The organism is Actinomadura sp. KC345 (genome assembly GCF_004348515.1).
Classification (GTDB): Bacteria; Actinomycetota; Actinomycetes; order Streptosporangiales; family Streptosporangiaceae; genus Spirillospora.
This window is the reverse complement of the sequence record NZ_SMKH01000013.1, coordinates 1-21,969: the sequence shown is the minus strand read 5'-3', so window position 1 is coordinate 21,969 and position 21,969 is coordinate 1. Positions and strand designations below refer to the sequence as shown.

The window sequence follows — 21,969 nt, the reverse complement described above, 5'->3', positions numbered from 1 at the left end:
TTCTAGACTCGGCCTCATGGCACGGGCGAACGACGAGGCGGCGGCCCTCATCCAGGAACTGGCGGACCTGCTGTCCATCACGGGCGGCGACGCCTTCAAGATCAGGGCGTACGAGAAGGCCGCGCGGGCGATCGCGGGCCATCCCGACGACATCTCCGGCCTCGACCTGGCCGGGCTGCGCACGATACCGACGGTGGGCGAGGCGATCGCCAAGAAGGTCCTCGACTACACCACCACGGGCACGATCCGGCAGGTGGAGGAGCTGCGCACCCAGATCCCCGCCGGGGTCAGGGCGCTGACCGCCATCCCCACCCTCGGCCCGAAGAAGGCCCTCACCGTGTACGAGGAACTGGGCATCTCCTCGGTGGACGAGCTCGCCACCGCGATCGGTGAAGGGCGCCTGCGCGGCCTGAAGGGCTTCGGCGCCAAGACCGAGGAGAACATCCTCCACGGCATCGACCTGATGCGCAGCTCCGGTGAACGCGTCCTCGTCGACGCCGCGGCCGGTGTCGCCGACGAGATCGTCGAGAGGCTGTCCGCGCTCCCCCAGGTGGAGCGCTGCGAGCACGCCGGCTCGCTGCGGCGGATGCGGGAGACGATCGGCGACGTCGACGTCCTGGCGGCGTCGCGCGACCCCCGCCCGATCATGGAGGCGTTCACCGCGCTGCCGTTCGTCGCGGAGGTCGTCGCGAGCGGCGAGAAGAAGACCTCGATCCGCACCGCCAAGGGCCTGCAGGTCGACCTGCGCGTCGTGCCGCCCGAGTCCTGGGGCGCGGCGCTGCAGTACTTCACCGGGTCGCAGGCCCACAACATCCGCACCCGCGAGATCGCCGTGAAGGCGGGCCTCAAGCTCTCCGAGTACGGCCTGTTCGACGCCGAGTCGGACGAGCTGATCGTCTCCGAGACCGAGGAGGAGGTCTACGAGCGGCTCGGGCTGCCCTGGGTCCACCCCGCGCTGCGCGAGGACACCGGCGAGATCGAGGCGGCCCTGAAGGACGCGCTGCCCCGGCTGGTCACGGTCGAGGATCTGCGCGGCGACCTGCACAGCCACACCGACCTCACCGACGGCATCGCCTCCCTGGAGGACATGGCCGCCGCCGCGCACGCCCGCGGCCTGGAGTACTACGCGATCACCGACCACGCACCCGACCTGGTCATGCAGCGGATGACCGACGAGAAGATGCTCGCCCAGCGCGAGCGGGTCGCCGCGCTCCAGGGCCGCTACCCCGGCCTCACGCTCCTGCACGGCACCGAGCTGAACATCGGCCCGGACGGCGAGGTCGACTGGGACGCCGATTTCCTGTCCGCGTTCGACGTCTGCGTCGCCTCGATCCACTCCCACTTCACGCAGGACCAGGACGTCATGACCCGGCGCCTCGTCCGCGCGTGCGAGAACCCCCACGTCCACGTCATCGGCCATCCGACCGCCCGCAGCATCGGCCGGCGCGCCCCGGTCGACGCCGACTGGGACACGGTGTTCCGCGCCGCCGCCCGCACCGGCACCGCCATGGAGATCGACTCGTTCCCCGACCGCCTCGACCTGCCCGCCGACCTGGCCCGCCGCGCCAAGCGGTTCGGGGTGAAGTTCTCCGTCGACACCGACGCGCACTCCCTCGGCCACCACCGCAACATCCGCTACGGCGTCGGCACGGCCCAGCGCGGCTGGCTGACCCCCGAGGACGTCATCAACACCTGGCCCCTGGAGCGCCTGCGCGCCTTCCTCGACGAGAAGCGCTGAGCCGGGCGGGTCAGGCGGGCTGCGGAGTTTCGGCGGCCGCGGCCTCGGCCGGTGCCGGGGACGCCCCCGGCTCGGGGACGGGGCCCCGGTCGCGGAGGGCGAGCAGGAGGCGGAAGGCCGTGATCCACATCAGGATCGAGCCGAGCATGTGCAGGAGCACCAGGCCCTCGGGGACGCCCAGGAAGTACTGGAGGTAGCCGACGGCGCCCTGGAAGACGACGAGCGCCACCAGCTCGCGGCCGCGCCGGCGCGCGGCGGAGGCGCCCGTGCGGTACAGGGCGACGAGGACGGCCACCGTCAGGGCCGCGGTGACCCAGGCCAGCACGCTGTGGTACCGGACGACCTCGGTGATGTCGAAGCCGTACCGGCGGGCGTCGGCGTCGCCCGCGTGAGGGCCGGTGCCGGTGACGACGGTGCCGGCGACGAGCACGGCGGCGCACGACACCAGCAGCGCGGCGGCGAGGAGCCGCGTCCCGGTGCCGGCGAGCCGCCGGGGCGGGTCGTCGCCCTCGCCGGCGCGGACCCACAGCGCCACGCAGAAGACCAGCAGGACGGGCGAGACGAGGAAGTGCAGCGATACGGCGGTCGGGTGCAGGTCGGTGAGGACCACGATCCCGCCGATGACGGCCTGCGCGACGACGCTCATCGGCTGGGCCAGCGCCCACCAGACCAGTTCCTTGCGGCGGGGGCGGAGCCTCAGCGCCGCGACGAACACCGCCAGCCCGGCGGCCAGCACCACGAAGGTGACCATCCGGTTGCCGAACTCGATCGACATGTTGAGCAGGTGGTGGTCGGGCGTCGGGGTGGGGACGAGGCTGTCGCCGGAGCAGCGCGGCCAGTCGGGGCAGCCGAGCCCGGACTTGGTGACGCGGACCGCGCCGCCGCTGACGACGATCGCCGTGTTGCCGATGACGCCGAGGAGCGCGAGCAGCCGCAGCGACCGGGGCGTCGGACGCCACACGGCGTTCCACATCCGGACCGGGAGGTTGGACGACTGTCGCTCTGCCACGGCATCAATCGTATGGCCGGGTCCCGGTGACCGCGATCCGGCCCCCGGTCACCCGCCGTAGGGGCCGGGCGGCTCGGGCGCGCGGAAGCCGGACGGGCCGCGGCCGGCCCACGGCGGGCCCGCCGCCCGGCTCGTGCCGCGGCGCGGCGGGGCGCGCAGGAACGCCTGCCTGGCCACCGCCATCAGGTCGAGGAGCGCGTCGCGGCGGGTGACGAACCAGCGCTCGTCGGCGACGCCCCGGTCGGCGCGCTTGTGCAGCAGCGCCAGCTCCGTCGCGGCGAGCTGGTAGTCCGTCATGGCGCGGGCGGCGCGGTGGCCGCCCACGAGGCGGGCCCAGCGGCGCGCGGCGCGGCGGGCCGGGAGGGAGCGCAGCATCCGGATGTCCTGCGGCGTCACCAGGCCCGTCGCGGCGTACGTCGGCAGGTACGTCTCGATGCGGCGGACGGTGCTCCGGCGCTCGACGAAGACGATGGCGATCAGCGCGATCAGGATGCAGAAGTCCAGCACGTAGACGATGACGAGGCCGCCGCCGATCGAGGCCGAGCCGTTCCACAGCCCGTGCAGGACGATCGCGCCGAGCAGCCCGGCCAGCGGCGCGATCACCTGGCCGCGGCGGTGGGTGGCCGCGTAGGCGACTCCGAGACCGGTCATGGCGGTGAACAGGGGGTGGCTGAGCGGCATGATCAGGCCGCGCAGGATGAACACCGCCTGGAGCTGCTGCGTGCCGCCCTCCTCGTACGCCCGCATGTAGTAGGTGATGTTCTCCATCATCGCGAAGCCGAGGCCGACCATGGCGGCGTAGACGATCCCGTCGGCGAAGCCGTCGATCTCGTTGCGGCGCACCCACAGCATGCCGAACAGGACGGCGCCCTTCAGCGCCTCCTCGATGACGGGCGCCCCGACCGTGGCGCTGACGAGGTGGCCTTCCTCCTCGCCGAAGATGGGCACGGTCACGTACAGCAGGCCGGCGGTGTTGAGCACCAGGGCGCCGAGCACGGCGACGCCCGCCCCCCACATGAACGCGAAGGCCAGGGCGCGCGGCGGTTCCGGTTCCAGCCGGTCGAGGGTGAGCGCGAGGGCGATCAGCACCGGGATCGGGACGAAGGCGAGCAGCACCCCCACCCAGAAGCCGGGGCCCCCGTACAGGGCGGTGAACCCGAGCGCGATCACGGCGCAGAGCCCCGACACGGTCATGCCGACGATGAGCCCGACCGGGGGCCGGCCGGGGATCCGCCCTTCGAGAACCGCCTTGGGGTCGACACGCGCCATGACGCGAAGCGTAACGGCAGGTCGCGCGAATGGCTAAGCCCGGCCCGTCACGAATGGCGACCGTCCGGTCACGGCTTCTCCCGTCGGTGCAGGAACGGCCGTCGGTGCAGGATCGGCCGTCAGTGCAGGATCGGCCGTCAGTGCAGGATCGGATCGACCGCGACTGCCGTGAAAAGCAGCGCCAGGTAGACGTTGGAGAGGTGGAAGAACCGCATCGGCCGGAGATGGACGCCGGTCACCCCGGCGCGGACCGCCTTCAGCAGCCGGTGGCCCTCGGCGAGGAACACCGTGCCCAGGACGACCGCGACGGCGGCGTACACGGGCCCCATGCCCGCCACCGGCCACAGCAGCAGCGAGCAGGCCACGGTCGCGTAGGTGTAGAGGAGGCTCTCGGTGACGACGCGCCGCTCGGTGGCGACGACCGGCAGCATCGGGACCTTGGCGACCGCGTAGTCCTCGCGGTAGCGCATCGCGAGCGTCCACGTGTGCGGCGGCGTCCACAGGAACACGACGCCGAACAGGACGAACGGGGTCCAGGCGAGGTCACCGGTGATCGCGGCCCAGCCGATGAGGACGGGCATGCACCCCGCGATGCCGCCCCACACGACGTTCTGGGACGTCCGCCGCTTGAGCAGCAGCGAGTACACGAAGACGTAGAACAGGATCGCGAACAGCGAGCCGACGGCGGCGACGGGGTTGACGGCGAGCAGGAACCCCGCCGTGGACAGCGCGGCGAGCGTGACCCCGAAGATCAGCGCGCGGGCCGGCGTGACCTGGTGGCGCGCCAGCGGGCGGCGCCGGGTGCGGCGCATCTTCGCGTCGATGTCGCGGTCGATGTAGCAGTTGATCGCGTTGGCGGCCCCGGCGGACATCGTCCCGAACGCCAGCGTCAGCAGCACGGTGGACAGCGGCGGAAGGCCCCCGGCCGCCAGGAACATCACCGGGATCGTCGTGATCAGCAGCAGCTCGATCACGCGCGGCTTGGTCAGCGCCACGTAGGCGCGCACGCTCGCGCCGATCGTCCTGGGCGCGGCCTGCTCGGCGGTCGCCGGAGCGAGCGGCGCGGCCGGCGCCCCCGGCACCTGCTCGCCGTCCTCCAGCCCCCACTCGCCGCCGATCACCCTGCCGCCGGCGAGCTCGTAGTCGGCCTCGCGCTTGTTACTGAGCACCGTCACAATCGGGTCCACGTCCAACGTAGGGATGAGAAATCGCGTACCACCTCGGCGGCGCCCCCGCGATCCGGGCCGGCCTCGGCTGGGTGCGACTTCGGCTTGGAAATCCTGCCGCGGCCATCGTCGTCAACCGCGCAATCACTGTAGTCCGCCCCCTCCGGAGGTCGCGCACCGGGTCACCGGATCACCCGCGGGATCACCCGTGCGGGGGGTTAGCCCGCGGGGTGTCCGGGCAAGGGTGCTTGGAGCGGCGCGGCCCCGCCCCCGGGGACGCGGTGACACGCGTTCACGCCGGTCCCGTGCCGGTTTCGCGGCAGCCTGGGCGGCCCTCCCGCGCGATAGGCTCGCCGAAGGGGCGCGGCGCGATCTTGACCGGCCGCGGAATGCGGTCGGCGCCTGGCCGGCGCGAAGACGGTCGCGTCGCGGCCGTGCCCCGGCCGCAGCGGCACAACCGAGTGGTCAGTACGTATACCGGTTCGAGAGGAGCCTGGCGTTTCCGTGAGCAGGGACAACAGCACGTTTGAATGGTCCGACCAGGACCGGCGGGCGGTGGACGTGATCCGCGCCCTCGCCATGGACGCGGTCGAGGAAGCGGGCTCCGGTCACCCAGGGACGGCGATGAGCCTCGCGCCCGCCGCCTACCTTCTGTTCCAGCGCTTCCTCAGGCACGATCCGACCGACCCGCACTGGGCGGGCCGGGACAGGTTCGTGCTCTCCTGCGGGCACTCCAGCCTCACCCTTTACATCCAGCTCTACCTGTCGGGCTACCCGATGACGCTGGACGAGCTGAAGGCGCTGCGCAAGTGGGACAGCCTCACCCCCGGCCACCCCGAGTACGGGCACACGGCGGGCGTGGAGACGACCACCGGCCCGCTGGGGCAGGGCGTCGCGAACGCCGTCGGGATGGCGATGGCGGCGCGCCGCGAGCGCGGCCTGTTCGACCCGGACGCGCCGCAGGGCGAGTCCCCCTTCGACCACACCGTCTGGGCGTTCGCGTCCGACGGCGACATCATGGAGGGCATCAGCCACGAGGCGAGCGCCCTCGCGGCCCACCAGCGCCTCGGCAACCTGGTCCTGCTCTACGACGACAACCACATCTCGATCGAGGACGACACCGCGATCGCGCTGTCGGAGGACGTGCGGGCCCGGTACGCCGCCTACGGCTGGGACGTCCACAACGTCGACTGGACGGCGAACGGCGACTACGAGGAGAACGTCGCCGCGCTCGCCGAGGCGTTCGCGGCGGCGCAGGCCGAGACGTCCCGCCCGTCGTTCATCGCGCTGCGGACCATCATCGGCTGGCCCGCGCCGAACAAGAAGAACACCGGCAAGGCGCACGGCTCGGCGCTCGGCGCGGACGAGGTCGCCGCCACCAAGCGGATCCTCGGCCTGGACCCGGCCGAGTCGTTTGAGGTCCCCGACGACGTCCTGGAGCACGCCCGGAAGGTGCGCGACCGCGGCCGCGCCGACCACGCCGAGTGGAACACGGCGCTGGAGGCGTGGCGCAAGGCGAACCCCGAGCGCGCCGCCGAGTTCGACCGGATCTCGTCCCGCACGCTGCCCGCCGGCTGGGAGGCCGCGCTGCCGGAGTTCGAGGCCGGTGCCGCGGTCGCGACCCGCAAGGCGTCCGGGGAGATCCTGGCGTCGCTGGCGCCGGTGCTGCCGGAGCTGTGGGGCGGCTCGGCGGACCTGGCCGAGAGCAACAACACCACGATGAGGGGCGAGCCGTCCTTCGTCCCCGAGGAGTTCCAGACCAAGGAGTTCCCCGGCCACCGCTACGGTCGCACGCTGCACTTCGGTGTCCGCGAGCACGCCATGGGCGCGATCTGCAACGGGATCGCGCTGCACGGCGGGACCCGCCCGTACGGCGGCACGTTCCTGATCTTCAGCGACTACATGCGCCCGGCGGTGCGGCTCGCGGCACTGATGAAGCTGCCGGTCACGTTCGTGTGGACGCACGACTCGATCGGCCTCGGCGAGGACGGCCCGACGCACCAGCCGGTCGAGCACCTGTGGGCGCTGCGGGCGATCCCCGGCCTGGACGTCGTCCGGCCCGCGGACGCCAACGAGACCGCGGTGGCGTGGCGGACCGTCCTCGGGCACACCGACCGCCCGGCGGGCCTGGCGCTGACCCGCCAGGCGCTGCCGACCCTCGAACGCGGCGGCGAGATCGCGTCCGCGGAGGGCGTCGCGAAGGGCGGCTACGTGCTGGCCGACGCCGACGGCGGCGACCCCCAGGTGATCATCATCGCGACCGGCAGCGAGGTCCAGCTCGCGCTGGAGGCCCGGACGTCGCTGCAGGCCGAGGGCACCCCCACCCGCGTCGTGTCGATGCCGTGCGTGGAGTGGTTCGAGGCGCAGAGCGACGCCTACCGGCAGGAGGTCCTGCCGCCCGGCGTGCGCGCCCGCGTGTCGGTCGAGGCCGGGGTCGCGCTCGGCTGGCGCACCTACGTCGGCGACGCCGGCGAGTCGGTGAGCCTGGAGCACTTCGGCGCGTCGGCCGACCACAAGACGCTGTTCCTGCAGTTCGGCATCACCTCCGAGCGGGTCGTCGCGGCGGCGAAGGCCAGCCTGATCAGGGCCGGCGTCAGGGACGCCGGGCGGGGCTCGACCACCGGCAACTAGGACGTGCTGAGGAGTATGCGATGAGTGAGATTCTGAAGAGGCTCTCGGACGAGGGCGTGTCGATCTGGCTGGACGACATCAGCCGGGAGCGGCTGCGGACGGGCAACCTGGCCGAGCTCGTCAAGGACAAGCACGTGGTCGGCGTCACCTCCAACCCGACGATCTTCGCCAAGGCGCTGAGCAAGGGCACCGCCTACGACGACCAGGTCCGCGACCTGGCCGTGCGGGGGGTGGACGTCGAGGAGGCGGCCCGCGCGATCACCACCTACGACATCCGCTGGGGCTGCGACGTGCTGCGCCCCGTGTACGACCGGACGGACGGCCTCGACGGCCGCGTGTCGATCGAGGTGGACCCGCGGCTGGCCCGCGACACCCGCCGGACGGTCGCCGAGGCGCGGGCGCTGTGGTGGCTGGTGGACCGGCCCAACCTGTTCATCAAGATCCCGGCCACGAAGGAGGGCCTGGCGGCGATCACGACGGCGCTCTCGGAGGGCATCAGCGTGAACGTGACGCTGATCTTCTCGCTGGAGCGCTACGGCGAGGTCATCGACGCGTTCTTCGCGGGGCTGGAGCAGGCACGGGCCGCCGGCCGCGACCTGTCGAAGATCGCCTCGGTGGCCTCGTTCTTCGTCAGCCGCGTCGACACCGAGATCGACAAGCGGCTCGACAAGATCGGCTCGGCCGAGGCCGAGGCGCTGAGCTCGAAGGCGGGCCTCGCCAACGCCCGGCTCGCGTACGCGCTGTTCGAGGAGAAGTTCGGCACGGACCGGTGGAAGGCGCTGAAGGACGCCGGGGCCCGTCCCCAGCGCCCGCTGTGGGCCTCCACCGGGGTGAAGGACCCCGACCTCAACGACACGCTGTACGTGGACGAGCTGGTCGCGCCGGGGACGGTCAACACGATGCCGGAGGCGACGCTGGTCGCCGAGGCCGACCACGGCCAGGTCCGCGGCGACACCGTCCGGGACGCCTACGACGACGCACGCGCCCACATGGCGGCGCTGAAGGACGCGGGCGTCGACTACGACGACGTCGTGAGGGTCCTGGAGGACGAGGGCGTCGAGAAGTTCGCGGTGTCGTGGAAGGAGCTGCTCGACTCCATCACCGGCGAGCTGGAGTCCAAGAGGGCCGGGGCATGACCTCGGTGGTGACCGCCGGGGGGATCTCGGTCACCATCCGCGGCGTCGTCGTCGACGAGAGCGAGACGCTCCTGGAGCGCCTCGTCTCCGACGGCGTGCCGGGCTCTCTGACGTCCGGGAACGCGAAGCTGTGGGGGCCGGACGCGGCCCCGCTCGCCGCCCGGCGGCTGGGCTGGCTGGGGCTGCCGGAGACCTCGCGGTCGCTGGCGGACCTGCTGGCCGAGCCGGCGGGCGAGGCCCGTGCGGCGGGCCTGGACCGGATCGTCCTGGCGGGCGCGGGCGGTTCCGCGCTCGCCGCCGAGGCGATGTTCCGGACCGCGTTCCGCTCCGCCGAGGGGGCGGCGGAGCTGATCGTCCTGGACACGACCGATCCACACGAGGTGTCGGGCGTGCTGGCCGGCGACCTGCACCGGACGGTCGTGGTCGTGTCGGGCGAGAGCATCGAGACGGAGTCGCTGCGGCGCGTCTTCGGGCGCGCGTTCTCCAAGGCCGGGCTGGGGGGCGCCGAGCTGGCCCGCCGGTTCGTCGTCGTGGCCGGGCAGGACTCCGCGCTCGGCCGCGCCGCCGGCGAGGTCGGCCACCACCTCGTGCCCGCCGAACCCGACGTCGACGGGCGGTACGGCGCGCTCGGCGCCCGGGCGCTGGTCCCGGCGGCGCTCGCCGGGGTCGACGTGGACGTCCTGCTCGACGACGCGGCGCGGCTCCTCGCGGCGCTCCGGCAGCCCTACGACAACCCCGCCCTCGCGCTGGGCGCCGTGCTGGGCGCCTCCGCGCTCGGCACCCGCGACAAGCTGGTGATCGCCGACCACGGATCCGGTCTGGACGGCTTCGCCGGGTGGGCGGAGCAGCTGGTCGGCGGCGCGCTGGGCAAGGACGGCAAGGGCCTCCTGCCGGTGGTGGTGGAGGGCGTCGACGCGCCGGGCTTCGAACTGGCCGACGACCTGCGCCGCGTCATCCTGGGCCGGCGCCAGGACGAGCCGGGTCCCGGACGCGAGGCGGGCGTGAGCGTGGCGGGCCCGCTCGGCGCGCAGTTCCTGCTGTGGGAGTACGCCGCCGCGGTGGCGGCGCGCGTGCTGGGCGTCGACCCGTTCGACGAGCCGGACGTCGGCGAGTCGCAGGAGAGCACGGCGGCGCTGCTGAGGTCGGAGGAGGGCACGGCCCCCACGGTCGTGAGCAGGCCGCCGGAGCTGGTGTCCGGGGCGGTGGAGGTGCACGGCGCCGCTCCTCAGGCGCAGGACGCGCTCCGGGGCGCGCAGACCTTGACCGAGGCGATGGACGCGATCCTGGAGGGCGTCCCGGACGGCGGGTACCTCGCCGTTCTGGCGTACCTGGACCGCCACGGCGACGCGGCGGCGGCCGGGCTGCGGCCGCTGCTGGCGGCGCGGGCCGCGAAGGTCCGCCGGCGTCCGGCGCCCGTCACGTTCGGGTGGGGGCCGCGCTACCTGCACACGGTCGGCCAGTACCACAAGGGCGGCCCGCAGAACGGCGCGTTCTTGCAGGTCACCGGCGCGGTCACCGGCGACGTCCCCGTCCCGGGGCGGCCGTACAGCCTGGGGGAACTTCAGCTCGCGCAGGCGTTCGGCGACCTGCGGGTGGTCCGGTCGCTGGGCCGTCCCTCCTTCCGCCTCCATCTGCGCGACCGGGCGGAGGGTCTCGCGCAGCTGGCGGAGGCGCTCGCCTGACGCGCTCCGGCACCGAAGAAGATCGACGGATAGGTCGCCAATGCGCATTCTCTCCTGAAACGATGGGGGGCAGGAGGGAACGGTGTCCGGATTCGACGTACTGACGCGCGGCGACGTGCTGGACTTGGCGCTGCAGGCGAGGGACTACCTCGTCAGCTGCGGCGTCCCCGGCGCGCTCGCCGCCAAGGACCCGCGGCTGTGGGGGCGGCGCGCGGTCGACCACAGCAGGCTGGGCTGGCTCGACCTGCCGTTCGCCTCCCGGGGGCTGCTGAACCAGGTGGACGGGATGGTCGCCGAGGCGCGCCACTCGGGCCTCGACCACATCGTGCTGATCGGCGTCGGGGCGGAGAGCCTCGCCGCCCAGGCGATCATGGAGGCGCACGCCCACGCGCCCGCGGTCGCCGTCGGCTCCGGCGCCGCGCGGCCGGGAGCCGCGGGGCAGGACGCCCCCGGCCGCGCGACGGGCGAGCTGACCGTCCTGGACGGCAGCGACACCGCCGCGCTCGCGTTCGCCATGGAGCGGCTCGACCGGACGCTCGTCGTGCTGGCCAGCAAGGCGGGCGTGTCGCTGGAGGGCGACGCCTACCGCAGGATCTTCTCCGCCGCGTTCCGTGAGCACGGCATGTCGGAACGGGAGGCCGCGGGCCGGTTCCTGGTCATCACCGACCACGGGAGCCCCCTGCACGACTTCGCGCGCCAGTGCGGCTACCGGATCGGGCTGACCGACCCCTACCTGCCGGGGCACTACGGGGCGCTGTCGGCCTACGGGCTCGTCCCGTCCGTGCTCGCGGGCGCCGACGCCGAGCGCCTGCTGGACGAGGCGGCGTCGCTGGTGCCGTCGCTGGGCAAGGACGAGGACAACCCGGGCCTCCTGCTCGGCGCGGTCCTCGGCGGCTGCGCGCAGCAGGGCCCCGGCGGGCTGGCCCGCGACAAGGTGCTGCTGCGCGAGCCCGGCGGGCCGGGCGCGCTGAGCGCCTGGATCTCCCAGCTCCTCGCGGTCGGCACCGGCAAGCGCGGCCGCGGCGTGGTGGCGTTCGAGCCGCCCGGCGGACGCGGCGACTTCCCCGACGTGCACGGCGTGTCGATCAATCCGAGGTCGGCGGTCGAGGACGAGTCCGACACCTCCGTGTGGGCCCCGCTCGGCGCGCAGTTCCTGCTGTGGGAGTACGCGACGGCGGTCTCCGGGTGGCTGCTCGGCGTGAACCCGTTCGAGGCGGGCAGCACCGTCGTCCAGGAGTCCGAGGACGACGCGGCGACGATGCTGCGCTCGGCGGGCTCGGGTCCGCTGACCGCGGAGGAGCCGGTGTACGTCGAGGACGACATCGAGGTGTACGCCGACTTCCCGTGGCCGCCCGGCGCGGAGCTGCGGACCGTCCTCGGCGGGCTGGTCGCCTCGGTCCCCAACGACGGGTACCTGTCGGTCATGACGTACCTGTCCGGTGACTTCTCCGGGCGCTACCTCGCGCCGTCCATGGCCCGCGGGTCAGGGCGCCCCGTCGCCTACGGCCCGGGGCCGGCGTACCCGCACGCGACCGGGACGGTGCACAAGGACGGTCCGGGCAACGGCGCGTTCCTCATCATCACCGGCGACCCGGCGCCGGGTGACACGCTGGCCTCGCACCCCGTCCCCGGCCGCCCCTACAGCCTGGCGAAGCTCCAGCTCGCGCGGGCGCTGGCCGAGCTGCGGGCGCTGCGCGAGCGCAGGCTGCCGGTGATCCGGCTGCATCTGCGCGACCCGGTCGAGGGCGCGGGCAGGCTCACCGAGGCGATGCGCTCGGTGGCGGGGGCGCGCAGGCCGTGACCTCCAACGCCGTCGTCTCGGGGGGAGGCGGCCGTCACCGAGCGCGTTTGCCCGCCGGTCACCGGGAACGTCGTCCCGACGTGCCGGATCCGGGTCGGCGCCGCCGGTCCGGCGTACCGCCATGCGCGGGTTGCCGCGCGAACGCGCGCGGTCGCAGAGAATGAGCAGTGAGGGCAGGATGCTTGCAGGAGTAGTAGGACTTGAGGCGGCGCAGCGGGCTGCAGCGCGACCAGAGGGGGCCATGTGACCGACCCGACGAATCCGCTCCGCGACCCGCGGGACAAGCGCCTGCCGCGGGTGGCGGGACCGTGCGTGCTCGTGCTGTTCGGCGTGACCGGCGACCTGGCCCGCAAGAAGCTGCTGCCGGCGATCTACGACCTGTCGAACCGGGGGCTGCTGCCGCCGGGCTTCTCCCTGGTCGGCTTCGCCCGCCGCGAGTGGGACCACCAGGACTTCCGGCAGATCGCCTACGAGTCGGTCAAGCGGCACGCGCGGACCCCGTTCCGCGAGGACGTGTGGACGCACCTGTCGGAGGGCATGCACTTCGTCCCCGGCACGTTCGACGACCCGGGGGCGTTCGACGCGCTGTCGATGGCCGTGAAGGAGCTGGACGAGACCCGCGGCACGGGCGGCAACTACGCCTTCTACCTGTCGATCCCGCCGAAGTTCTTCGAGAAGGTCGTGGAGCAGCTCCAGCGCAGCGGCCTCGCCGACCGCACGCAGGGCGCCTGGCGGCGGGTCGTCATCGAGAAGCCGTTCGGCCGGGACCTGAAGACCGCGGTGGAGCTGAACGACACCGTCCACCGGGTCTTCCCCGAGGAGTCGATCTTCCGGATCGACCACTACCTCGGCAAGGAGACGGTGCAGAACATCCTGGCGCTGCGGTTCGCCAACGCGATGTTCGAGCCGATCTGGAACCGGTCGTTCGTCGACCACGTGCAGATCACGATGGCCGAGGACATCGGCATCGGCGGCCGCGCCGGGTACTACGACGGGATCGGCGCGGCGCGCGACGTCATCCAGAACCACCTGCTGCAGCTGCTGGCGCTGACCGCGATGGAGGAGCCCACCTCGTTCAGCGCCGAGGCCGTCCGGGCCGAGAAGGCCAAGATCCTCTCCTCGGTGCGGCTGCCCGGCGACCTGGCCGAGTCCACCGCGCGGGGGCAGTACGCGGCGGGCTGGCAGGGCGGCGTGAACGTCCGCGGCTACCTGGACGAGGAGGGCATCCCGGCCGACTCCCGGACCGAGACCTACGCCGCGATCAAGCTGGAGATCCAGAACCGCCGCTGGGCGGGCGTCCCGTTCTACCTGCGCACCGGCAAGCGCCTCAGCCGCCGGGTGACGGAGGTGGCGATGGTGTTCCAGCAGGCGCCGCACCAGCCGTTCTCGGAGACCGACACCGAGGAACTCGGGCAGAACGCCCTGGTCATGCGGGTGCAGCCGGACGAGGGCATCACCGTCCGGTTCGGCTCGAAGGTGCCCGGCACCTCGATGGAGATCCGCGACGTCAACATGGACTTCGCCTACGGCGAGTCGTTCACCGAGACCTCCCCGGAGGCCTACGAGCGGCTGCTGCTGGACGTCCTGATCGGCGACCCGCCGCTGTTCCCCCGGCAGGAGGAGGTCGAGCTGTCCTGGAAGATCCTCGACCCCATCGCCGAGTACTGGGCGAGCCGCAGCGGTCTCGACCAGTACAGGTCCGGCGGTTACGGGCCGGACAGCGCCGACGAGCTGATGGCGCGCGACGGGCGCGTCTGGCGGCGGCTCTAAGACGAGACGGGGGCTTAGTCACATGAACATCGACCTCACCGGGACCACCACCCGCAAGATCCAGGACGCGCTGACGCAGTCCCGGCATCTGATGGGCGGCCCCGCCGTCGGGATGGTGCTCACCTTGATCATCATGACCGACGAGTCGGCGCAGTACGACGCGGTGCGCGCGGCGACGGAGGCGGCGCGCGAGCATCCCTGCCGGGTGCTGACCGTCATCTCCCGCGACCCGCGCGGCGGCTCCTCCCGGCTGGACGCCGAGATCCGCATGGGCGAGACCGGGCCGGGCGAGACGGTCCTGCTGCGCATGTACGGGCCGCTCGCCGAGCACGCCGACTCGGTGGTCGTCCCGCTGCTGATGCCCGACACCCCGGTGGTGACGTGGTGGCCGGGCGGCAAGGTGCCGAAGGTGCCCGCCAAGGATCCGCTCGGCATGCTGGCGCAGCGCCGGGTGACCGACTCCTACGCGGCCCGGGACCGGCTCGGCACCCTCGCGCAGCTCGCCGAGGGGTACCGTCCGGGCGACACCGACTTCACCTGGACGCGGCTGACCTCCTGGCGGTCGCTGCTGGCCGCGGCGCTGGACCAGAAGCACGACGAGATCACCTCCGGCGAGGTGACGGCGGAGCCGGACAGCCCGAGCGCGGAGCTGCTGGCGGCGTGGCTGTCGCTCCGGCTCGGCGTCCCGGTGACCCGCGCGGTCTCGGAGGGGCCCGGCCTCACCGGCGTCCGGATGACCACGACCGGCGGCGACATCCAGATCCACCGCCCGGACGGGCGGGTCGCGACGCTGTGCCGGCCGGGCCAGCCCGACCGGCAGGTGTCGCTGCTGCGGCGCCCGATGGCGGAGCTGCTGGCCGAGGAGCTGCGGCGCCTCGATCCCGACGAGGTGTACCACGAGGCCGCCGCCCGGTTCGCCACGGACCTCGCCGGCGGCGCGACGGACGAGGGCGTGGCGAGCGACCCGCTGTCGGCCACGGCCGACGCGGACACGGAGGCGGAGGCGGACACGGAGGCGGAGGCGGACACGGAGGCGGAGGCGGACTCCGCCGGGGAGGAAGCCGGCGGGCTTCGCGAGACGGGGGACGCGTGAGCGCCCCGGCCGTCCTGGTCCACCCCGGCCAGGACGTCCTCGCCGAGGCGGCCGCCGCGCGGCTGGTGACGCGGATCGCCGACGTCCAGGCGGCACGGGGCTCGGCGTCGGTCGCGCTGACCGGCGGCGGGGTCGGCACCGCGGTGCTGTCGGCGCTGGCCGCCTGCGGGGCGCGCGACGCGATCGACTGGGCGCGCCTGGACGTGTGGTGGGGCGACGAGCGCTTCCTGCCCACCGGGGACCCGGAGCGCAACGAGACCGGCGCCCGGGAGGCGCTGCTCGACCACGTCCCGGTGGATCCCGCCCGGGTGCATCCGATGCCGGCGGCGGACGGGCCGGACGGCGCCGACCCGGAGGTCGCCGCGGAGCGCTACGCCGCCGAGCTGGCGGCCGCCGCGCATCCCGAGGACTCCCCCGCGGCGCCGCTCGGCTTCCCCTCGCTTGATGTGGTGATGCTGGGCGTCGGGCCGGACGCGCACGTGGCGTCGCTGTTCCCGGGGCTGCCGGCGCTGGGCGACGACCGTCCCGCGGTGGCCGTGCGGGACGCCCCGAAACCGCCGCCGACGCGGATCACGCTGACGTTCCCGGTGCTGCGCGCCGCCCGGGAGGTGTGGATGCTGGCGGCGGGCGAGGCGAAGGCCGAGGCGGTCCGGCTCGGACTGGCGGACGCGGACCGCGCGAAGGCCCCGGTCGCGGGCGCCCGGGGCCGGGAGCGGACCCTGTTCCTGCTGGACCGGGCCGCAGCCTCGCGGCTTTGACGCGCCTTGGGGGAACCTGTGCCCGGAGGAGAGGGAGCCGATTAGTACCCGCCGTTCCGCATGCCTTCCGTAAAACCGCGCATACCCTGACGAGGGGATAGCCCGCGTCGAGCGTGAGGAGTTCTCAGGTGCGCAAGGGTCGGACGGGGAGGGCGTGTGCGGCGATCATCGGGGCGGTCGTCATCGCGGCCGCCGGCTGCTCGTCCGGTGGCGACGGCGGCGGAAACGGCGGAGGCGGAGGCGGAGGCAAGGCCGCGGAACAGGTGAAGCTCTCCATCACGCCCGCGACCGGCACGAAGCGGGCCGCCCCGGAGAAGCCCGTCACCGTCACGGCGGACAACGGCAAGCTGACGAACGTGACCCTCACCTACGGCAAGAAGCGCAAGAAGGCCGAGGGCCGGCTCGCCCGGGACGGCACGTCGTGGAAGTCGTCGTGGACTCTGAAGCCGTCCACGACGTACACGGTCACCGCCAAGGGCACCGGTGACGGCGGCAAGGAGGTCACCGCGACCTCCACGTTCACGACGCTCAAGCCGGACGGGAAGCTGGAGACCGGCATGTCGCCGCTCGACGGCGAGACGGTCGGCGTCGGCATGCCGGTCCAGTTGCTGCTGTCCCGGCCAGTGAGCACGAAGGCCGGCAAGGTGGCGGTGGAGAAGGCCCTTGAGGTCCAGATGTCCAAGCCGGTCCAGGGCGCCTGGTACTGGATCGACGACGAGCACGTCCAGTTCCGTCCCCGCGACTACTGGCCGACCGGCCAGAAGGTGAAGGTCACCGCGCACCTGGCGGGAGTGAAGATCGCCGATGGCGTGTACGGGGTGGAGGACCGCAGCGCGAGCTTCACCGTCGGCGAGAAGCACATCACCACCGTCGACGCCCAGAAGCACCGGGCGACGGTCACCGAGAACGGCGAGACGGTGAAGACCATCGACGTCAGCCTCGGCAAGCCCGGCCACGAGAGCTACAGCGGCACGATGATCGCCCAGGAGAAGGCGAAGGACATCATCATGGACTCGGCGACGACCGGTAACCCGGGCGAGTACCGGATACCGACCAAGTGGAACGTCCGCCTCACCTACAGCGGCGTGTTCGTGCACTCGGCGCCGTGGTCGACCACCTCGCAGGGCAGCGACAACGTCAGCCACGGATGCGTGAACATGTCCGCGGCGAACGCCAAGTGGTTCTTCGACTTCACCGACCGGGGCGACATCGTCAAGGTGCAGGGAACCTCCCGGAAGCTGGAGTTCGGCAACGGGCCGACGCCGTGGGCGAAGTCGTGGGAGGACTGGCTGGAAGGCAGCGCGGTCGGCAAGCCGGTCACGGGCACGCCGCTCGGCTGACCCGCGCCGACGGCGTCCGGTGAGGCACTGGCACACTTGGCGGCATGCAGAAGCTCTCGTTGGACGCGCTGGTCCGGGACCACCTGAAGCGCGCCGCCGCGACCTCCACCGGACGCAGCGCCGGCACCGTCTACGGCGGCCACGAGCACGTCCTGCGCCAGACGCTCATCGCGCTGACCTCCGGCACGACGCTGTCGGAGCACGAGAACCCCGGCGAGGCGACGATCTCGGTCCTGCGCGGACGGGTGCGGCTGCTGAGCGGCGAGGACTCCTGGGACGGGATCGCCGGGGACCTCCTGATCGTCCCGGAGGCGCGGCACGCCCTGGAGGCGCTGGAGGACTCCGCGATCCTGCTCACGGTCGCCAAGACCGGCTGAGACCGCCGCGGCTACCAAAGTCGATGCCGCACCGACCTGCGGCCGCTCCCCCCGCGGAGCGGCCTGGCTAACGTTGGCGTCGTGAATCTCAGGCGACCACTGCGCGACTGGCTCGGCGACGCGGGGGCCACCGCGGCGGCGGCGCTGCTCGGCCTGCTGCTTCTCCAGGCGACGATCGAGGATCCGGTGCCCGGGGAGACGATCTCGGTGCGGTTCGAACTGGCGGCGGGCGCGGTGTCCCTGGTGGTCCTGCTGCTGTTCCGGCGCCGGCGTCCGGTCGCCGTCGCGGTCGCCCTGCTCGTGACGCAGTGGGTCGCGACGACGATGTTCGGCACCGCCGCGATCGCCATGTACGCCCTGGCGATGCTGCGGCCCTGGCGGACGGCCCTGCCGATCGCCGGCCTGAACCTGGCGCTGATCATCACGATGTTCTGGCTGGTGTCGTCCGGGACGGACTTCGTGGAGGGCGCCGTCGTGTTCACGCTGCTGCACGCGACGCTGGTCACGGCGGGGATGCTCGTCCGGTCCCGGCGGATGCTCATCGAGTCGCTGGAGGAGCGGGCCCGCGCCGCCGAGACCGAGCAGCGGCTGCGCGTCGAGGAGGGGCGGCTCCTGGAGCGCGAGCGGATCGCCCGCGAGATGCACGACGTCCTCGCGCACCGGATCTCGCTGCTGGCCGTGCACGCGGGGGCGCTGGAGTTCCGCCCGGACGCGCCCGCCGACCAGCGCGAGGCCGCCGGGGTCATCCGGCAGAGCGCCTTCGAGGCGATGGAGGACCTGCGCGAGGTGATCGGCGTCCTGCGCGACGACTCCCCCGGCACGGAACCTGAACGCCCGCAGCCGACGCTCGCCGACGTGCCCGAGCTCGTCGAGGAGTCGCGGCGCGCCGGGGGCGACGTCACGCTGGACGAGCACGTGCCCGACCCGGACCGCGTCCCGTCCCGCGTCGGCCGGCACGCCTACCGCATCGTCCAGGAGGGGCTGACCAACGCCCGCAAGCACGCGCCCGGCGCCCGGGTCCGGGTGCGCCTCGCCGCCGGGACGGATCTGGACATCGAGATCGTCAACGCGCTGCCGCCCGGCCCCTCCGCGCTCAAGATCCCCGGCTCGGGCGCGGGGCTCGTCGGCCTCGCCGAGCGGGTGGCCCTGCTCGGCGGCACGCTGGAGCACGGCGGGACCGGCGACGGCCGCTTCCGCCTGCACGCCCGCCTGCCCCTCTAGCGCATGGCGGTCCGGGACGGTGGGAAGGGTGGGAGGCATGGCATCGAACTCCTCGGCACAGCCCGTCCTGGAAGAGCTCGGCCGCACCGACTGCATGGAGCTGCTCGGCCGGGGCGGCATCGGCCGCGTGGCCTTCGACGACGGCGAGGGGCCCACGGTCGTCCCGGTGAACTACGCCGTCGACGGCGACGCGGTGATCTTCCGGACGTCGGTCACCGGCCGGCTGAACCGCAGCCTGCTGACGTCCGTGGCGGGCGGCGAGGTCCGGGCGGCGTTCGAGGTCGACCGGTTCGACGAGTCGAGCCACGAGGGGTGGAGCGTCCTGCTGCGCGGCGGCGCCCACCCGCTGACCGACGAGGAGCAGGCGTCCGTCGCGCGGGTCGACCCGTGGCCGGGCGGCGACCGCGAGGCGTGGTTCCGGCTGTCGGCGCGCGAGGTCACCGGGCGGCGCCTGCACCGCCCGTAGTTCCCGGGCAGGCCCTAGGGTGACGCAATGGACTCCGCGCCCACCCGTGTGCTGATCGTGGACGACGACGCCCTCGTCCGCGCCGGCCTGTCGATGATGCTGTCGAACGCCGAGGACCTGGAGGTCGTGGCGGACGTCGCCGACGGCGCCGAGGTGGTGCCCGCCGTGAACCAGCACCGGCCCGACGTCGTCCTGATGGACATCCGCATGCCCCGCATGGACGGGCTCGCGGCGACCGAGCTGCTGCGCTCCCGCCGCGATCCACCCGAGATCATCATCCTGACGACGTTCGACACCGACGACCACATCGTGCGCGCGATGCGGGCGGGCGCGAGCGGCTTCCTGCTGAAGCACACCCCGCCGCCGGAGATCGTCCGGGCGATCCGGGAGGTCGCGGCGGGCGAGCCGATGATGTCGCCGGCGGTGCTGCGCAAGATGATGTCGTACGTCGCCGAATCCGGCGCCGACCCGCGCCAGGCCCGCGCGCGGGAGCTGCTGGACCGGCTGAGCGAGGGCGAGCGCGCCGTGGCCGCCCTGGTCGGCCGGGGCCGCACCAACAGCGAGATCGGCCGGGAGCTGTCGCTCAGCGTCGCCACCGTGAAGGCGTACGTGTCGCGGCTGCTGACGAAGCTGGAGTTGAACAACCGCGTGCAGATAGCCCTCCTCGTCCACGACGCCGCCCTCGACGACTAACTCCCGGCCCGCGCGATACCCGGCATTACATGCATGAGACATGGGAATGCTGATCACACATACATGAGGGACGAAGCTGGCTAGAGTGGTTCTCCATGCGCGAAGAGGCGGTGCACGACGGAGCGGTGGACGCCGTTGAGCGGAGCATGGTCAGGCTGCGGCGCGGGATGTCGCGCCGGCGCCTGGGCAAGGCGGCGATCCGGGAGCACAACCTCCCCGTGGACGTCCAGGTCCTGCATGTGGTGGACGTCGTCGACGAGGGCCCCGACCACGACGGCCAGGAGATGAGCGTCGGGCTGGTCGCCGCCCGCCTCGGCGTCGACGCGTCGCGCGGCAGCCGCATCGTGGCCGAGGCCGTCAAGTCCGGCTACGTGCGCCGCGTCGCGTCCCAGGCGGACGGGCGGCGCATCCACCTGGAGCTGACCGACGCCGGGCAGGCCGTCATGGAGGCCACCCGCCGCACCCGCCACGAGCACTTCGCCAAGGCCATGGGCGGCTGGACGGACGAGGAGCGCACCGAGTTCGCCCGCCTCCTGTCCCGTTTCGTCCACACCTACGAGGACTGACGCGCGGTCACGCGCTCGTGGTCGAGCCCGGCCGGACGATCATGAGGACGACCACGATCACCCACAGCAGGTTGAACACGCCGGTGAGGCCGGTCAGCCGGCTCACCGCGCCGCCCGCCCCGGGCGCCTTCAGGAGCCGCTGCTGGGCGGGCAGGATCGCCACCGCGAGGATGCCCGCCGCGACCGCGGTCAGGACGATCGAGGCGATCAGCCAGGCGTCGGTGAGCACGCCGAGCTGCGCGGCGGTCGCGAACCCGAAGGCCGGGACGGCGAGGCCGACGAGGGCGTAGCCGCGGCAGATCCGGTGCAGGAACGCGGCCGTCCCGGCGTCCGCCCCCTCGGCCGCCGGCTCCTTCACGTAGCGGGGGAACAGCGACGCGGCCACGGTGATCGGCCCGATCGCCAGGATCGCCGCCAGCACGTGCACGGACAGGAGAAACTTCGCCATTGCGTACCCTCCAAATGTGTTGGCTACCAATACGTACCATGCCTACGCGACCATTGTGTAGGCTGCCTACCTATGAGGGCTGACGCGGTACGCGGGCATCTGGACGGGCTGCTGCTCGCCGTGCTCGAAGGCGGCCCGCTGCACGGCTACGCGATCATCGCGGCGGTCCAGGAACGCAGCGGGGGGACACTGGAACTGCGCACGGGCACGATCTATCCGGCGCTGACGAAGCTGGAGCGGCTCGGGTTGCTGCGCAGCACGTGGGACTCGGTCGGCGAGCGGCGCCGCCGCTCCTACGAGCTGACCGACGCCGGACGCCGCCGCCTGGCCAGCGAGCGCTCGGCGTGGGAGGAGTTCACGGCCGCGATCGGCTCCGTCCTGAACCCCGCCGCTCCCCCGCACCCGGCCTCATGACCGCCACCGGAGACGTGGTCGAGGACTACGTCGAGTCCCTGGCGGCGAACCTGCACGGCCCGTCCCGGGTCAAGGCGCGGCTGGTCGAGGAGATCCGCGATGGCCTCCACGACACCGTCGAGGCGCACACGACCGGCGGGATGCCCTTCGACCGGGCCGCCCACCAGGCCGTGCGCGAGTTCGGGACCGGCGAGGAACTCCTCCCCCACTGCCAGCGGGAACTGACCATCGCGCAGACCCGGCACACCGCCCGCGCCGCCGCCCTCAATATCCCGATCCTGGCCGGGTGCTGGCTGCTGATCTGGACGGCCGGGCTCGGCGAGGGCTGGCCGTCGCGGCTGCTGACCGTCCACCTGGCGGGCGTCGCCGTCACCGCCGCGCTCCTCGCCGC

At 73.1% G+C, this 21,969-nt stretch carries 20 protein-coding genes; 16 read left to right on the top strand and 4 right to left on the bottom strand.

The window, feature by feature from the left end; all coding sequences use genetic code 11:
- Positions 1-16: 16 nt before the first annotated feature.
- A complete protein-coding gene (gene polX, locus E1281_RS03930; protein ID WP_131875738.1) occupies positions 17-1,738 on the top strand; it encodes a DNA polymerase/3'-5' exonuclease PolX in 1,722 nt (573 codons plus the stop codon).
- A 10-nt stretch (positions 1,739-1,748) separates the two neighbouring features.
- Here polX and E1281_RS03925 read toward each other — a convergent pair whose 3' ends face one another.
- The 3 genes from E1281_RS03925 to E1281_RS03915 form a co-directional block, all read right to left on the bottom strand.
- Positions 1,749-2,747: a COX15/CtaA family protein gene (locus tag E1281_RS03925; protein ID WP_243716555.1), complete on the bottom strand. Its 999-nt coding sequence runs from the start codon at positions 2,745-2,747 to the stop codon at positions 1,749-1,751.
- A 48-nt stretch (positions 2,748-2,795) separates the two neighbouring features.
- Positions 2,796-4,016, bottom strand: a complete 1,221-nt coding sequence (locus tag E1281_RS03920; protein ID WP_131875737.1) for a PrsW family intramembrane metalloprotease — start codon at positions 4,014-4,016, stop codon at positions 2,796-2,798.
- Between the two features lie 137 nt (positions 4,017-4,153).
- Complete coding sequence (locus E1281_RS03915) at positions 4,154-5,098, bottom strand: heme o synthase (protein ID WP_131875761.1); 945 nt, start codon at positions 5,096-5,098, stop codon at positions 4,154-4,156.
- Between the two features lie 588 nt (positions 5,099-5,686).
- Here E1281_RS03915 and tkt point away from each other — a divergent pair.
- The 13 genes from tkt (at position 5,687) to E1281_RS03850 (ending at position 20,716) form a co-directional block, all read left to right on the top strand.
- A complete protein-coding gene (gene tkt, locus E1281_RS03910; RefSeq protein ID WP_131875736.1) occupies positions 5,687-7,813 on the top strand; it encodes a transketolase in 2,127 nt (708 codons plus the stop codon).
- 20 nt (positions 7,814-7,833) lie between these two features.
- Complete coding sequence (gene tal / locus E1281_RS03905; protein ID WP_131875735.1) at positions 7,834-8,949, top strand: transaldolase; 1,116 nt, start codon at positions 7,834-7,836, stop codon at positions 8,947-8,949.
- Entirely contained in the window at positions 8,946-10,631 is a 1,686-nt protein-coding gene (locus E1281_RS03900; protein WP_131875734.1) for a glucose-6-phosphate isomerase, read from the top strand. The genes tal and E1281_RS03900 overlap by 4 nt, the downstream gene beginning before the upstream one ends.
- Positions 10,632-10,713: 82 nt before the next feature.
- Positions 10,714-12,432 (top strand): phosphoheptose isomerase, encoded by a 1,719-nt coding sequence (locus E1281_RS03895; protein WP_131875733.1) that lies wholly within the window; start codon positions 10,714-10,716, stop codon positions 12,430-12,432.
- Between the two features lie 243 nt (positions 12,433-12,675).
- Positions 12,676-14,202 carry a glucose-6-phosphate dehydrogenase gene (gene zwf, locus E1281_RS03890; RefSeq protein ID WP_131875732.1) on the top strand — a complete coding sequence of 509 codons (1,527 nt, stop codon included), beginning with the start codon at positions 12,676-12,678 and terminating at the stop codon, positions 14,200-14,202.
- A 22-nt stretch (positions 14,203-14,224) separates the two neighbouring features.
- Entirely contained in the window at positions 14,225-15,295 is a 1,071-nt protein-coding gene (locus E1281_RS03885; RefSeq protein WP_207943088.1) for a glucose-6-phosphate dehydrogenase assembly protein OpcA, read from the top strand.
- Positions 15,292-16,053, top strand: a complete 762-nt coding sequence (gene pgl / locus E1281_RS03880) for a 6-phosphogluconolactonase (protein WP_131875731.1) — start codon at positions 15,292-15,294, stop codon at positions 16,051-16,053. Before E1281_RS03885 ends, pgl begins: the two co-directional genes overlap by 4 nt.
- 128 nt (positions 16,054-16,181) lie before the next feature.
- The gene (locus tag E1281_RS03875) at positions 16,182-17,393 is read left to right on the top strand and encodes an Ig-like domain-containing protein (RefSeq protein WP_131875730.1); all 1,212 of its coding nucleotides are present in this window, start codon (positions 16,182-16,184) and stop codon (positions 17,391-17,393) included.
- Positions 17,394-17,437: 44 nt separating this feature from the next.
- Complete coding sequence (locus tag E1281_RS03870; RefSeq protein WP_131875729.1) at positions 17,438-17,770, top strand: cupin domain-containing protein; 333 nt, start codon at positions 17,438-17,440, stop codon at positions 17,768-17,770.
- An 81-nt stretch (positions 17,771-17,851) separates the two neighbouring features.
- Complete coding sequence (locus E1281_RS03865) at positions 17,852-18,991, top strand: histidine kinase (protein ID WP_207943087.1); 1,140 nt, start codon at positions 17,852-17,854, stop codon at positions 18,989-18,991.
- A 37-nt stretch (positions 18,992-19,028) separates the two neighbouring features.
- The gene (locus E1281_RS03860) at positions 19,029-19,457 is read left to right on the top strand and encodes a pyridoxamine 5'-phosphate oxidase family protein (protein ID WP_131875727.1); all 429 of its coding nucleotides are present in this window, start codon (positions 19,029-19,031) and stop codon (positions 19,455-19,457) included.
- Between the two features lie 27 nt (positions 19,458-19,484).
- The gene (locus E1281_RS03855; protein WP_131875726.1) at positions 19,485-20,150 is read left to right on the top strand and encodes a response regulator transcription factor; all 666 of its coding nucleotides are present in this window, start codon (positions 19,485-19,487) and stop codon (positions 20,148-20,150) included.
- A gap of 95 nt (positions 20,151-20,245) precedes the next feature.
- Positions 20,246-20,716, top strand: a complete 471-nt coding sequence (locus E1281_RS03850) for a MarR family transcriptional regulator (protein ID WP_131875725.1) — start codon at positions 20,246-20,248, stop codon at positions 20,714-20,716.
- Positions 20,717-20,723: 7 nt separating this feature from the next.
- Here the strand turns inward: E1281_RS03850 and E1281_RS03845 are convergent, their stop codons facing one another.
- A complete protein-coding gene (locus E1281_RS03845) occupies positions 20,724-21,164 on the bottom strand; it encodes a hypothetical protein (protein ID WP_131875724.1) in 441 nt (146 codons plus the stop codon).
- Positions 21,165-21,236: 72 nt separating this feature from the next.
- On the opposite strand from E1281_RS03845, the gene E1281_RS03840 reads away from it, so the two are divergent.
- Together E1281_RS03840 and E1281_RS03835 are read left to right on the top strand one after the other, a co-directional pair.
- Entirely contained in the window at positions 21,237-21,578 is a 342-nt protein-coding gene (locus tag E1281_RS03840) for a helix-turn-helix transcriptional regulator (RefSeq protein ID WP_131875723.1), read from the top strand.
- Positions 21,575-21,969, top strand: a 395-nt coding sequence (locus E1281_RS03835) for a permease prefix domain 1-containing protein (protein ID WP_243716553.1), incomplete at its 3' end; no start/stop codon positions are given. The genes E1281_RS03840 and E1281_RS03835, both read left to right, overlap by 4 nt.

Coding starts and splice junctions, on each gene's coding strand:
- polX (WP_131875738.1), top strand. CDS start 17: ATGGCACGGGCGAACGACGAGGCGGCGGCCCTCATCCAGGAACTGGCG.
- E1281_RS03920 (WP_131875737.1), bottom strand. CDS start 4,016: ATGGCGCGTGTCGACCCCAAGGCGGTTCTCGAAGGGCGGATCCCCGGC.
- tal (WP_131875735.1), top strand. CDS start 7,834: ATGAGTGAGATTCTGAAGAGGCTCTCGGACGAGGGCGTGTCGATCTGG.
- E1281_RS03900 (WP_131875734.1), top strand. CDS start 8,946: ATGACCTCGGTGGTGACCGCCGGGGGGATCTCGGTCACCATCCGCGGC.
- E1281_RS03885 (WP_207943088.1), top strand. CDS start 14,225: ATGAACATCGACCTCACCGGGACCACCACCCGCAAGATCCAGGACGCG.
- E1281_RS03870 (WP_131875729.1), top strand. CDS start 17,438: ATGCAGAAGCTCTCGTTGGACGCGCTGGTCCGGGACCACCTGAAGCGC.
- E1281_RS03860 (WP_131875727.1), top strand. CDS start 19,029: ATGGCATCGAACTCCTCGGCACAGCCCGTCCTGGAAGAGCTCGGCCGC.
- E1281_RS03855 (WP_131875726.1), top strand. CDS start 19,485: ATGGACTCCGCGCCCACCCGTGTGCTGATCGTGGACGACGACGCCCTC.
- E1281_RS03850 (WP_131875725.1), top strand. CDS start 20,246: ATGCGCGAAGAGGCGGTGCACGACGGAGCGGTGGACGCCGTTGAGCGG.
- E1281_RS03845 (WP_131875724.1), bottom strand. CDS start 21,164: ATGGCGAAGTTTCTCCTGTCCGTGCACGTGCTGGCGGCGATCCTGGCG.
- E1281_RS03840 (WP_131875723.1), top strand. CDS start 21,237: ATGAGGGCTGACGCGGTACGCGGGCATCTGGACGGGCTGCTGCTCGCC.